Consider the following 13,259-nt stretch of genomic DNA (forward strand, 5'->3'; position numbering starts at 1 on the left):
GATGGCCGCGTTAAAGACGTGGCTGCGAAGAACGCTTGTCCGTTTCCGCCATCTGCTGGCGGGTTGGCGACCCAAATGCGGCATTCGATGCCGCATTTGATTTTAGTCGGAAAAAGCGGCCGAAAGGTCGAACGCGCGGCCCATCGCCATCAGGTCGTCGAAGAGCGATTCGGCAAAGCTGCGCGAAACGATCAACTCGAATGCGTTCTCGCCGGTGCGCGCCAGGTTGATGCCGATATGGCCGCAAAGCACATTGGTGCTGCCACCCAGTGCGAAGGCCGCAGGGTGGAGATCGACGCCGATGCCCTTGGCCAGGATCTGCCGCACGGACGGCCCGGAGAGGCGCAACAGAACGCGGCCGTCGCTCTGGTCGACGACATGCGCCTGCGTGCCACACAGCATATCGAGACGGCGCATGAGCCCGACTGGCGTATCGACCTGCGACACCACCAGCCACTCGCCGGGTCCGCAATAACGCAACGACAGGTCGGGTGTCGACGAAAGCGCCCGTTGTACCGCCGCTTCAAGTCCGACATGGGCGAGCACAGTCGCGATTGCCTGCCAATGGCCGACCTCGAGGTGATCCGCATTCGCGGGCTTCGGGGTGCCGCGCAGCTTCTGGTCGAGCGCATGGCGGTTGTTGTAGTCGCGAACCATCACCGCCTCCTCAGGCTTTCAGCTTCTTGTTTTCGCGATCGACGAACGCCGGGCCGCAGACCTCGGCGATGACCTCGTGATCGCGCAGCTTGTCCCAGACGACGATCTTTTCGCCGTAGCGCTCGCGCCCGGACTTGAGGAAGGCAAGCGCGATGTGCTGCCCCAAAACCGGCGAATAGCCGGCGGAGCTGACCCAGCCCTGATCGTTGAGCGTCGACGGCTTCATGCCTTCTTTCAGAAGATGAGCGCCGGCACGCATGTCCTTGTCCTTGTCCACCGGCCTCAGCCCGACAAGCTGCATACGGTCTGCCGCCGTCAGGCCGTAGCGTGCGGACAGATGTTTGCCGATAAAATCGGGTTTCTGCGCCGAAAACATGCGCCCAAGCCCGGCATCGTCGGGTGTCACGCGGCCGTCGAATTCCGCATGAGTCAGAAGCCCCTTTTCAAGCCGCAGCACGTTCAATGCCTCGACACCGTAGGCGCAGATATCATGCGCTCGCCCGGCCTCCATGATCTGCTCGGCAACCGCTTCACCGTAACCGGCGGGAACGGCAAGTTCGAAGGCCAATTCGCCGGAAAATGAGATGCGGAACAGCCGGGCGTGGATGCCGCCGCGAAGCGCCGTTGCGCGTGCCGACAGGAACGGGAAAGCCGTTTCCGAGATATCCTCGTCGACCAGTTGCTGCAGCACATCGCGCGCCTTCGGGCCGGCAATCGCCATCTGCGCCCACTGATCGCTTGACGAGCAGAACCTGACCTTGAGATCGGGCCACAGCACCTGCGCGCAATAATCGATGTGGGACATGACCGCGCCGGCCATGGCAGTGGTCGTCGTCACGAAGAAGTGGTCCTCCGCCAGCCGGCTCACGGTGCCGTCGTCGAAGACGAAGCCGTCCTCGCGCAGCATCAATCCGTAACGGGCCTTGCCGACCGGCAGCTTCAGCATGGCGTTGCAATAGAGCCGGTTGAGAAACTCCGCCGCGTCAGCTCCGAAAACCTCGATCTTGCCGAGCGTCGACACATCGCAGAGCCCGACATTGGCGCGAACATTGAGGACCTCGCGGTCGACGCTTTCGCGCCAGGTCTTTTCGCCGGCGCGCGGGAACCAGGCCGAGCGGAACCAGAGGCCGGAATCGACGAAGGTCGCGCCGTGCTTCTTCGCCCATTCGTGTAGCGGCGACTTGCGGGTCGGCGTCGCGTGGCTGTCGCGGGATGTCCCCGCCAGCGCACCGAAGGAGACCGGCGTGTAGAACGGCCGGAACGTGGTCGTGCCGACCTCGGCCGGACTCACCCCACGCATGCCGGCGAGAATGCCGACCGCATTGATATTGGAAAGCTTGCCCTGGTCGGTCGCCATGCCGCTGGTGGTATAGCGTTTGGCGTGCTCCACATGGCCGAAACCCTCGCGCAGCGCGAGACCGAGATCCTTCGCGTGCACATCGTTCTGGAAATCCACGAAGGCCTTCGACTTGGCGCCGGGCACATACCATACAGCAGCAAACGAAGGTTCAACCTCGGGCTCAGTCACCGGCAGCAGTGCTGCGGCCGCGTTGAAGCCAAGCTCTGAGGCAATCGCAGTCGCCTTCTCGGCACCGTCGCGCAGGCAGCCGGCAAGCGTGTAGACACCATTGGCCGCTCCAGCGACCCGAAGGGCATTGCCGACATCGGGTGCTGCGAATGCCTTAAGGGTATCCGACCACACCGGCCGAGCGCCGCGCTGGCAGGCGAGATGAATGACCGGGCTCCAACCACCGGACATGCCAAGCGCATCGCAGGCGATCAGTTCCTCAAAGCCCGAGCGCTCGACGACGATGCCCGACAGCCGCCTCCTGCCCCTGGTGTCGACGATCGAGCCGGAGCGGATCACCCGCACGCCATCGGGTGCGACATCGTTGGTCTCCGGTCGGCTGTCGATGATAGTCGAAACCGCAACGCCCTTCGCCGACAGGTCGCGAGCCGTGCGATAGCCGCTGCTGCCGCTGGTGAAGATTGCAACCGACTTGCCGGCAGAAACGCCATAACGCTTAGCGTAGGTCGAAACGGCGCCGGCCATCATCACGCCGGGGCGATCATTGCCGCCAAACACCAGCGGCCGCTCTTCAGCGCCGGTCGCCAGCAGAGCGCGCTTGGCGGCAATGCGCCACACGCGTTCGGTCGGCAGCTTGGTCGATGGCTCGGCCACATGTTTCTGCACGCGCTCGACCGCACCGAAGACATTGTCGTCATACCAGCCGAAGACCGTGGTGCGCGGCAGAAGCGTGACGTTTTCGAGTGACTTCAGTTCAGCGACGGCACGATCTGCAAACGCGGGCGCCGACGCACCGTCAACCGTTTCGGTTTCCGACAGCAGCGATCCGCCGAGGCGAAAATCCTCATCCGCCAGGATAACGCGAAGCCCGGCGCGACCGGCCGTCAAGGCGGCCATCAGACCCGCCGGTCCGCCGCCGACGACGAGCAAATCGCAGAAGGCCCAGGATTTTTCATAGCTCTCGGGGTCGCGTTCCAGCACCGCCCGCCCGAGACCGGCGGCCCGCCGGATCACCGGCTCATAAAGCTTTTCCCAGAGCTGGCGGGGCCACATGAAGGTCTTGTAGTAGAAGCCGGCGCCGAGAAACGGCGAAAGCAGGCCGTTGACCGCGCAGACATCGAACCCGAGCGATGGCCAGCGGTTCTGGCTCTTCGCCGTCAAGCCGGCATAGAGCTCGGCGACCGTCGCCTTGGTATTCGGATCGCTGCGGGCGCCCGAACCAAGGGTCACGAGCGCGTTCGGCTCCGACGGCCCGGCACTGACGATGCCGCGCGGCCGGTGGTACTTGAAGCTGCGGCCGACCAGCATCTGGTCGTTGGCAAGCAAGGCAGAGGCAAGCGTATCGCCGGCAAAGCCGCGCAGCGGGTTGCCGTCGAAGGTGAAGCTCAGCACTTTGCTGCGATCGACAAGACCGCCGGCGGACAGGCGATAAGCGGTCATCGCTGCGCCTCACGCGCCGCGGCCGCACCGTCGACAGCCGAATAGACCTCATGGGTGACCGTGTCGCGTTCGACAACCAGGAACCGGCGACAGCCGGCAACATGATGCCAATGTTCTACCGTTCGGCCGCGTGGGTTGGCGCGCACATAGACATAGTCATGCCAGGCTTCATCCGAGGCTGAAGGCGCCGGCCGAATGACCGACGCATCGCCACGGATTGCGAACTCTTCCTTCGGGCGGACCCCGCAATGGGGACAGGTGATCAGGCTTGCCATTGTCTTCCGTATCCTGGAGCCTCAACACAGCTCCCTCAATATTCCTGGTCAGCCGGATGGTCGTCATCCGGCTCGCGCCGATCTAGAGCGCCGTGCGTTCAGATGAACGCACAAAGGACGCTCTAGCACTTTGATTCTAGAGCATCTTATCCGCTTTCAGTGATTCCACTTGAAAGCGGTGCTCTAGTGAAGATTGGGCTGCGGCCCGGCCCCTGCCTCGTCGACCGCATAGCCCCGCGCGAAACGATCGAGCCGCAGGGCGCGCGCCACCGGGTGGGTGTCGTTCCTGGCGATGAGATGCGCGAAACAGTAGCCCGAGGCCGGCGTCGCCTTGAAGCCGCCGTAGCACCAACCGCAATTGAGGTAGAGGTTGTCGATCGAGGTGCGGTCGATGATCGGCGATCCATCCATGCTCATGTCCATGACACCGCCCCAGGCGCGCAGCACCCGGACGCGCGACAGGCCGGGGATCATCGACACCCCCTCCTCCATCACATGTTCGGCCGTCGCTAGATTACCGCGCTGGGCATAGGAGGAGTAACCGTCGATCTCGGCGCCGAAGACCAGTCCGCCCTTGTCCGACTGCGAGATATAGAAGTGTCCGCCGCCATAGACGATCACGTGATCGATGCACGGCTTCAGCCCCTCGGTCACGAAGGCCTGCAGCACGTGGCTTTCGAGCGGCAGCTTCAGGTCGGCCATCTCGCCGACGCGCGAGGAGTTGCCGGCCGCTGCCAGCGCCAGCTTGCCGCAACCGATGAAGCCCTTTGACGTTTCCACCCCGGTGACGACGCCATTCTCGCGGCGAATGCCGGTCACCTCGCAATGCTCGATGATGTCGACGCCGTGCTGGTCCGCCCCGCGCGCATAACCCCAGGCGACGGCGTCATGGCGGGCGGTGCCCGCGCGCCGCTGCAGGAGGCCCCCGAGGATCGGGTAGCGCGCATGATCATAATTGAGGAAGGGGATCATCTTCTTCAGTTGTTCGCGCTCGATCAACTCGGCCGCAACCCCTTCCATCCACATCGCGTTGCCGCGCCTGACATAGGCGTCGCGCTGGGCGTCGCTGTGGTAAAGCATGATGACGCCGCGCTGGGAGAGCATGACGTTGTAGTTCAGGTCCTGCTCAAGCCCTTCCCAGAGCTTCATCGAGAATTCGTAGAAGGGTTCGTTGCCGGGCAGCATGTAATTGGAGCGCACGATCGTGGTGTTGCGGCCGACATTGCCCGATCCGAGATAGCCCTTTTCGAGCACCGCGACGTTCTTCACGCCGAATTCCTTGGCGAGATAGTAGGCGGTCGCAAGACCATGGCCGCCGCCACCGACAATGATTACGTCATAATGGGATTTCGGCTGAGGCTGTCGCCATTGCGGTTTCCAGTTCAGGTTTCCGGAAAGGGCGTTCCTGACGATCGAGTATGCGGAATAACGCATGAAGTCATCCAGTTCAGTTGCGTCGGCACATTTGCACAGCCGGCGCGAGGAGCAAAGATGCAAGCTTCTCGCAGCTGCAAAAATCAAGCCGGCCATTTGCCGCAAGGCACGAAAACTCGCGTAACCGGCGCCTGCGACACGACATTTCGTAGGAACCGTCTAAAACTATGGGCAACTTCTGTCGTTGAGTGTGGTATGGCCCGACAAAGGCCCGAAAGACGACAGGCAATGCTCGACATTCTGCAAAAATCCGCGATCGCCGCCGGGCGCGCCATCCTCGACATCTACAACGCCGGCCCGGCAGTGACCTACAAGCCCGACTGTTCGCCCGTGACGGACGCCGACGCGTGTGCGGAGCGCATCATCCTGGCCGATCTTGCCGCCGCCTTTCCTGACATTCCCGTCGTGGCTGAGGAATCGGTCGCGGCCGGCTCCATCCCCGACATCTCAGGCAAGTCATTCTTTCTCGTCGACCCGCTCGACGGCACCAAGGAATTCATCGGCCGCCACAACGACTTCACCGTCAACATCGCGTTGATCGAAAACGGCGCGCCAGTTGCCGGCGTCGTCTACGCTCCGGCACTCGGCATCCTCTACGCCGCCGCCGGCGGCAAGGCACTGAAAGCAGTGGTCTCCGAAGCCTTTCACGTCGGACCTGAAACCGTGATCGGCTGTCGCAGTCGCGGCGATCGGCTGGTGGCGCTTGCGAGCCGCTCGCACAACAGTGCCGAGACCGTTGCCTATCTCGCCGAACATGGGATCACCGACTACGAGGCCGTCGGCTCCTCGCTCAAGTTCTGCCTGCTGGCCGACGGCCTTGCCGACGTCTACCCGCGCTTCAGCCGTACGATGGAGTGGGACACGGCCGCCGGCGATGCCATCCTGCGCGCGGCCGGCGGCGAGACGCTGACGATGGAAGGCACGCCGCTCACCTATGGCAAACGCAATCAGACGAGCGACAGCGATTTTGCCAATCCCTGGTTCGTCTCCCGCGGCAAGACCTGAGGCCGGAATCGGCCAGAACGAGCGTCATTACGATATGGACGTGAGACCGGTAACGCCTCGCCGCCACGCGATGTCATTTCACCATCGCCACCGCCGCTCTCAGCCGGTGGCTTGATGCAGAACCCGGCGAGATTAAGAGACCGAGGCTACGGCTCTAGCCGCCTCACCGCCTGGTGGCCGTGGCGATCAGGTTGCCGATCGAACTCTCGTTGAATGGCTTGTCGATCCTTGGGATACCCCGCAGATGCGCCGGGAAGATCTCCGCGTCGCCGTAGCCGCTGGTAAAGCCGAAACACAAGCCGCGGGCGAGGATCGCATCCGCTACCGCAAAGCTGGTCTCATCCTCGAGATTGACGTCGAGGATGATGAAATCGAACGACTGGGCGGCAATCAGCTTCATCGCCTGATCGGCGTTGGCGGCGATCTGGACATCGCTGATACCCATCGATTTCAGGATTTCTTCGGCATCCATCGCGATGATGAAATTGTCTTCCAGAACGAGCACTGTTCTGATCGACGGTGGAATCTCGATCGTTGGCATTCGGTCCACCTTTCGCGAGAACCATGCGCCGGCCGCAGAAGCGGTCGCCGCATTCAACCTTGATCTATAGACCCCGCGAACCCACCCGGCATTTAAAAAAGACATGTCGGGCACCCCCAGCGATTTTGTCGCATCTCTACCCGCGCCAGCGAAGGAACAAGGCGCGCTGGGGGGCGTTCAATAGGAAGCGGCGCATCGCCGGCTGAAAGCTGCATTCGCGGCCGCGTCTCGATACTCAGGATGAATTTCCGAAACGGATTGGAGAAAGATCATGGCACAGGCAGCCTCCGTGCTGAAACCGAAGGTCAAGGACGAGGAATTCGACATCGGGCTGAAGAAGGCCTATCGCCAGCAGATGGCGGCCGCGCTCTCCGACATTCTCGCCGACACGTACAAGCTTGTCATCAAGAGCCACATCTATCACTGGAATGTCGTCGGTCCGCTGTTCAAGCCGCTGCATGAACTGACCGAGGAACACTACAACACACTGTTCAAGGCCACCGACATCATCGCCGAGCGCATCCGCGCGCTGGGGCACCTGGCGCCGGCAAAGCTTGGCGAGGCCAATCAGTTTGCGCCGACCAGCGCCTCGGTGAACCACACGACCGCCGCCGAGATGGTCGCCGACCTCATTGCCGACCACGAGGCTGCGGCCCGACGCATGCGCGACGCCGGCACCAAGGCCGACGACAACGGCGACCTGGTGACGACGGACATGCTGACCGACCGGCTCAATTTCCATGAGAAGGCGCTGTGGATGTTGAGAGCGATCGTCGCCGCCTGACGACCGATGAACGGTGTCACCGAGCCCCGCCGTCCGGCGGGGCTTCTTGCATATCAGTCCAGACCGAAGCGTCAGATCAGCGGCCGCTTGGCCTCGCTGAAACCTTCCCAGCCGGCGATCGTCAGCAGGCCGTCGATATCGCGAACGTTGCAGCCCTTGTCCGCCCAGCGGATCATGCCACGCTCGGCCAGCTTCTTCAGTGTCTTGTTGGTATGGACGATCGAGAGGCCGAGCGTATCGGCCACGTGCTGCTGCGTAATCGGGATCGCCACGCGGCTGCCGTTGAAGAGGTCCAACGCCTTGGCACGCTGATAGAGAAAGGCGATGAGATAGGCGGCACGTTCCAGCGCCGACCGGCGGCCGATGCTCAAGAGGTTCTCGTCGAGGATGCGCTCTTCGCGCGCGGCGATCCAGGTCAGGTCATAGGCGAGATCAGGATAGCTGCTATAGAGCCGATTGAGCTTGCCGCGTTCGAAGACGCAGAGCGTGACAGGCGAGAGGGCCTCGATCGAATGCTGCATCTCCCCCATGAGGCTGCCCTGTAGTCCAACGAGATCGCCGGGCATGATGTAGTTGAGGATCTGCCGGCGCCCGTCGTCGAGCATCTTGTAGCGAAATCCCCAACCGCTCAGCACGGTAAAGAGATAGGCGCTGTGTGCGCCTTCCACCAGGATCGTCGCCCCGCCGTCGACTGCGAGTTCCCCTGTCTTGAACTGTGAGACGAAGGCCAGCTCGTCCGCGGTGAATGCCCGGAAATGATCGAGCTTGCGCAAGGGACAGCTTTCGCATGGGATGCGTTTGTCGTTGCGGGTTGCCGTTCCTGCCATCAATCCATCCGATACCTGTTGCGGCAGGCCACTCTGGCTACCGATGGTTCTTATCGGAACTAGTGTGCCCGGTCGGGGTGACAAGGTTTGGCGTGCTGAAAACGGATAGATTTCAGGCGCTTCAACGCTAGGCGCAACGGACCACAGTGATGGACAGGCGCCTCCTTGCGCCCTATCTCTTGCGTTCGATCCTGACCGCTGGAGCTTCCGCCATGTCTCACCCCGCCTTTGCCCCCGATCACCTTGCCGTCGTCACCGGCGCCGCTTCCGGCATCGGCCTTGCCAGCGCCCGCCGTTTCGCGCGGCTCGGCATGCGTGTCGTACTCGCCGATCTCGACGGCGAGCGCCTGACGCGAGCTGCAGCCGAGGTCGCAGAGTTGTCGTCGCAGGGCACGGACTATGTTGCAGCCATCCCGGCGGACGTTTCTCGCCTTGAAGAGATCGAAGCGCTGGAGCGCGACGCCCGCGCGCGCTTCGGGCCAGTCCATGTGCTGATGAACAATGCCGGCATTCAGCCCGGCAGCGCGATATTCGGCCCGCAGGCAAACTGGGAGGCGGTACTCGCCGTCAATCTCTGGGGCGTCATCAACGGTTCACGCGTCTTCGCCTCGCACATGACCGCCCATGGCCAGCCGGGCGTCATCATCAACACCGGCTCGAAGCAGGGCATCACCACGCCTCCCGGCGACCCCGCCTACAATGTTTCAAAAGCCGGCGTGAAGGCGTTCACCGAGGCGCTGGAACATGAATTGCGCAACATCGCCGGCGGCCAGGTCCACGCCCATCTGCTCATCCCCGGCTTCGTCTACACGTCGCTGACCGCAAGTGGCCGCACGGAAAAACCGGAAGGCGCCTGGACGCCGGATCAGACAGTAGACTTCATGATGGAAAGCCTTGAGCGCGGCGACTTCTACATCCTCTGCCCGGACAACGACGTGATCCGGTCGACTGACGAGAAACGTATTCTGTGGGCAGCCGGCGACATCGTCGAGAACCGGCCGCCGCTGTCGCGCTGGCACCCGGATTATGCCGACGCCTTCAAGGCCTTCCTCGCCAAGGAGCGGAGCTGACTTTTCCGCCCACGTGAACACAGCGTTCTCCGCCGCGGTTCTGGCGCCAGCGATCCGCATGTGGTTTGTGAGCGCATCATCTCGGGAGACGAAAAATGACGAGCGGCATCCACCACATCACGCTGATTGCTCGCAAGGTGCAAGCGAACGTCGATTTCTACGTCGGCTTCCTCGGCCTGCGCCTGGTAAAGCGAACCGGCGGCTACGAGGATGCCACCCAGCTCCATCTCTTCTACGGCGACGCTGAGGGCTCCCCCGGCTCGCTTGTGACCTTCCTGATGTGGGAGGACGGCGCACCCGGCCGCGTTGGCCACGGCCAGCCAAGCGAGATCGCCTTTGCCATCGCGCCGGAAAGCATCGGCTTCTGGCTGACGCGGGCGCTCCAGTACAACATCAAGATTTCCGGTCCTGCCCAGGAATTCGGCGAACCGGTGCTGCGGCTCAAGGATCCCGACGGCGTCATCGTCAAGCTCGTGGGAACCAATGCGCTTTCGGCAGCGGCACCATGGAGCACGCGCGACATTCCCCAGGCAGACGCGATCCGGCGCCTGCGCGGAGCGACGATCCTGACGGAGCAGCCGGCCGACTCCGCCCGTTTTCTCGCGGAGCACTTCGGCTATAGCGAAACCGGCGCCACCGACACGATCCGCCGCTTCACCTCGCAATCGGGCGACATCATCGACGTGCGCGACGCCACCGGTTTCTGGACATCGGCACCCGGCACCGGCACGATCGACCATATCGCCTTTCGCGCCCCGGACAAGGAAACCGTTCTGAAGGTCCGCGACGACCTCAAACGTGACGATGCCGGCGTCATCAACGCCCACGACCGCAAATACTTCTATTCGCTTTATGTCCGCGAACCCGGCGGCTCGCTCTACGAGTTTGCAACCGACAAGCCCGGCTTCACCGTCGACGAGCCGAAGGAGACGCTCGGCACGGAGCTGTTCATCCCCGCCCATTTTGCCGACCGCACTGCGGAAACGCTGGTCAGCTTGCCGCAGTTCGCGCTGCCGGGGGAGCCGCGCCTGGCGGAGCGGGACCTGCCCTTCGTTCATCGCTTCTATCATCCGGAGACGCCCGACGACCGCACCTTCGTGCTCCTGCACGGCAGCGGCGGCAACGAGACGCAGCTTCTGCACCTCGCCCATCAGGTGGATCACGACGCCACGCTGCTCGGCGTTCGCGGTCGCTCCACCGAAGAAGGCTCGCCGCGCTGGTTCCGGCGCTATTCCTCGACCACCTTCGACCAGAGGGATGCGCGCTCGGAGGCCGACGCCTTTGCGGCCTTTCTTGAAGGCGCGCGCGATGGCTACGGTATCGATCTCTCAAAGGCCGTTTTCATCGGCTATTCCAACGGCGCCAACCTGCTGGGCGCGCTGATGACCTTGCATCCAGGCCTGATCCGGCAGGTGGTGTTGATGCGCTCGATGGTGGTTCTCGACGATATGCCGACGCCCGATCTCGCCGGCACGAACATCCTGCTTTTGACGGGCAAGAGCGACGGCTACGGCCAGTTTGCGCCGCGCCTCAAAACTGAGCTGGAGAAGACCGGCGCCAGGCTCACGGCCATCGATCTCGACATGGGGCATGAAATCGGCGCTCCCGATATCGCTGCCATCCAGCAATGGCTGACAGAAAACAGCGTCTGAGGGCTCGCGGACGAAGGAAGAGTTCGCGTTGGCAGCGTAGCAGGCGCACCCTCCATTCTCTCCGTCATGCTCGGGCTTGACCCGAGCATCAGGCTTGACCCGAGCATCCACGGCCTCAAGGCTTTGAGCCACGTTGCACCGACGGTGCGCGCGCAGATGGATCCTCGGGTCAAGCCAGAGGATGACAAAATTCGGTCTTTCGCCACCTCGTGGGAGGCTAGACAAGTGTCCCCTCAGGACTGAAGCCCTTAATTCCCACTCTTTGCCGCAGCAAAGTCTGCGAAAGCCTTGACGAAGGCGCGCAGACGGTCGCTCGCGTCCGTGTCCGTCAGCAGCCCGTCCTGATCGAACAGGCTTTCCGCGCGCGGCAGCATCAGCCGCTTGCCCGACCACAGCTCGGCGCCGAGCGTACGCATGACCGGCAGCCAGGCGTTTTGGCTGAGGATCGTGCCGAAATTGCCCGGCGACGCACCTGCGAGCGCAAAATGTCGCCCACGAAACACCTTGGCGATATCGGCCGATGGCCGGCTCAACCAATCGATCGCGTTCTTGAAAACCCCCGGCATCGAATTGTTGTATTCGGGTGTGAACAGGATCACGCCGTCGGCTGCCATGATCTTCTGTTTCAGCGCGGTAACGGCCTCGGGGATGCCGTCCCTGGCCTCGACATCGTCGTCATAGAGCGGAATGCCATGCAGCGTCGCGGTTCCGAATTCGACACCATCGGGCGAGGCTGACGCGGCAGCCTTCATCAGGCCTGTGTTGAACGACGCCTTCCTGAGGCTTCCTGAAATGCCGAGGATTTTCACCATGATCTGACCCTTTGCTGCTTGTTGCCGCCATCATGGGTCGATGCGACGGGAAAGCCAATGGGATCAGGGGGATGTAAAACCGAAAAAGCCGGGGACGAGCCCCGGCTTTCTGCTTTTGATCGTTATTCCAGCGGCTTCAGCCGTGCCTCGATCTGGGCCCGCTTCGGCTCCAGGAACGGCGGCAGCGACAGGCTTTCGCCAAGCGTTTCCATCGGTTCGTCGACGGCAAACCCCGGCCCGTCGGTGGCGATCTCGAACAGCACGCCGTTCGGCTCGCGGAAATAGAGCGAGCGGAAATAGTAGCGTTCGACCTCACCGCTCGACGGCAGGCGGAAGCCCTGCAGGCGCTCCGTCCACGCCGTCAGCGCATCTGTATCCGGCGCCCGGAAGGCGACGTGATGCACCGCGCCGGCACCCTGGCGGGCGGGCGGCAGGCCGGGCTGAACGGCCACATGCAGTTCGGCTGCGGGACCACCTTCGCCCATCGAGAACACATGCACCTGGCCCTCGCCATCCGGCGACGGATAGCGTCTTGCCTCGGTCATGTTCATCACCTGCGTCAGCACCAGCTCGGTGTTGGTGATATCAGGCACGCTGATGGTGATGGCCCCAAGGCCCTTGATCTGGTGCTCGGCCGGAACCGGGCTCTTTTCCCAGGGGTGCGAGGGTGAAAGTCCGCCGTCGTCGATCAACCGGAAACGCTGGCCTTCGCCGTCTTCGAAGTCGAGAGAGATGCGGCCGTCGATTTCGCGCACATCGCCGGCGGTCACCTTCATCTCGTCGAGGCGACCCTTCCACCAGCGAACACTATCGGCACTGCCGACCCGCAGGCCGGTGCGCGAGATGCTGTGCGTGCCGCGGCCTTCGCGTCCGACCGGCCAGTCGAAGAAGGTCAGGTCCGTTCCCGGGCTCGCTTTGCCGTCGGCGTAAAACAGGTGATAGGCGGTTGTATCGTCCTGGTTGACGGTTTTCTTGACCAGGCGCAGCCCGAGAACCTTGGTGTAGAAGTGCAGGTTCTCCGGCGCGTTCGCCGTGATTGCCGTCAGATGGTGAATACCCGTCAGTTGCAAACTCATGATTGCCTCCAATGCGTGGCTTTTCTGTTGAGCACAATATGGGGCGGCACGGCGATTGCGAAAGTGGACAATGTAGAACGCAATGTTCTTCTGGAGTGAACGATCTCCGCACAACCTCGGAGCATTTCCAGGAAAAGCGCGAAGCAGTTCTTCGTCAG

General features: G+C 62.8%; 12 protein-coding genes. 4 read left to right on the plus strand and 8 right to left on the minus strand.

Annotation, left to right across the window (positions count from 1 at the left end; genetic code table 11):
- Positions 1-102 precede the first annotated feature (102 nt).
- From ASD52_RS09265 to ASD52_RS09280, 4 genes are all read right to left on the minus strand, one after another.
- Positions 103-657, minus strand: a complete 555-nt coding sequence (locus ASD52_RS09265; RefSeq protein WP_025428149.1) for a sarcosine oxidase subunit gamma family protein — start codon at positions 655-657, stop codon at positions 103-105.
- A gap of 10 nt (positions 658-667) precedes the next feature.
- Positions 668-3,625 carry a sarcosine oxidase subunit alpha family protein gene (locus ASD52_RS09270; RefSeq protein ID WP_057224003.1) on the minus strand — a complete coding sequence of 986 codons (2,958 nt, stop codon included), beginning with the start codon at positions 3,623-3,625 and terminating at the stop codon, positions 668-670.
- Positions 3,622-3,900: a sarcosine oxidase subunit delta gene (locus ASD52_RS09275; RefSeq protein ID WP_025428151.1), complete on the minus strand. Its 279-nt coding sequence runs from the start codon at positions 3,898-3,900 to the stop codon at positions 3,622-3,624. Before ASD52_RS09275 ends, ASD52_RS09270 begins: the two co-directional genes overlap by 4 nt.
- Before the next feature lie 183 nt (positions 3,901-4,083).
- A complete protein-coding gene (locus ASD52_RS09280; protein WP_025428152.1) occupies positions 4,084-5,334 on the minus strand; it encodes a sarcosine oxidase subunit beta family protein in 1,251 nt (416 codons plus the stop codon).
- 228 nt (positions 5,335-5,562) lie between these two features.
- Here ASD52_RS09280 and cysQ point away from each other — a divergent pair, with 228 nt between their 5' ends.
- A complete protein-coding gene (gene cysQ, locus ASD52_RS09285) occupies positions 5,563-6,339 on the plus strand; it encodes a 3'(2'),5'-bisphosphate nucleotidase CysQ (RefSeq protein WP_025428153.1) in 777 nt (258 codons plus the stop codon).
- 163 nt (positions 6,340-6,502) lie between these two features.
- Here cysQ and ASD52_RS09290 read toward each other — a convergent pair whose 3' ends face one another.
- The gene (locus tag ASD52_RS09290; RefSeq protein ID WP_025428154.1) at positions 6,503-6,880 is read right to left on the minus strand and encodes a response regulator; all 378 of its coding nucleotides are present in this window, start codon (positions 6,878-6,880) and stop codon (positions 6,503-6,505) included.
- A 271-nt stretch (positions 6,881-7,151) separates the two neighbouring features.
- On the opposite strand from ASD52_RS09290, the gene ASD52_RS09295 reads away from it, so the two are divergent.
- Complete coding sequence (locus ASD52_RS09295) at positions 7,152-7,664, plus strand: DNA starvation/stationary phase protection protein (protein WP_025428155.1); 513 nt, start codon at positions 7,152-7,154, stop codon at positions 7,662-7,664.
- Positions 7,665-7,735: 71 nt separating this feature from the next.
- Here ASD52_RS09295 and ASD52_RS09300 read toward each other — a convergent pair whose 3' ends face one another.
- Positions 7,736-8,491 (minus strand): Crp/Fnr family transcriptional regulator, encoded by a 756-nt coding sequence (locus ASD52_RS09300; RefSeq protein WP_025428156.1) that lies wholly within the window; start codon positions 8,489-8,491, stop codon positions 7,736-7,738.
- A 212-nt stretch (positions 8,492-8,703) separates the two neighbouring features.
- On the opposite strand from ASD52_RS09300, the gene ASD52_RS09305 reads away from it, so the two are divergent.
- Both ASD52_RS09305 and ASD52_RS09310 read left to right on the plus strand, forming a co-directional pair.
- Positions 8,704-9,561 (plus strand): SDR family NAD(P)-dependent oxidoreductase, encoded by an 858-nt coding sequence (locus ASD52_RS09305; protein ID WP_025428157.1) that lies wholly within the window; start codon positions 8,704-8,706, stop codon positions 9,559-9,561.
- 95 nt (positions 9,562-9,656) lie between these two features.
- On the plus strand, positions 9,657-11,213 hold the full coding sequence (locus ASD52_RS09310; protein WP_025428158.1) for a VOC family protein: 1,557 nt from the start codon (positions 9,657-9,659) through the stop codon (positions 11,211-11,213).
- Positions 11,214-11,461: 248 nt separating this feature from the next.
- On the opposite strand, the gene ASD52_RS09315 is transcribed toward ASD52_RS09310, so the two are convergent.
- Both ASD52_RS09315 and ASD52_RS09320 read right to left on the minus strand, forming a co-directional pair.
- A complete protein-coding gene (locus tag ASD52_RS09315) occupies positions 11,462-12,025 on the minus strand; it encodes an NADPH-dependent FMN reductase (RefSeq protein ID WP_057224005.1) in 564 nt (187 codons plus the stop codon).
- 122 nt (positions 12,026-12,147) lie between these two features.
- Positions 12,148-13,101, minus strand: coding sequence for a ring-cleaving dioxygenase (locus ASD52_RS09320; RefSeq protein WP_057216142.1), 954 nt, complete (start codon positions 13,099-13,101; stop codon positions 12,148-12,150).
- Between the last annotated feature and the right edge of the window lie 158 nt (positions 13,102-13,259).

Source organism: Ensifer sp. Root142 (assembly GCF_001426785.1).
Classification (GTDB): Bacteria; Pseudomonadota; Alphaproteobacteria; order Rhizobiales; family Rhizobiaceae; genus Ensifer; species Ensifer canadensis.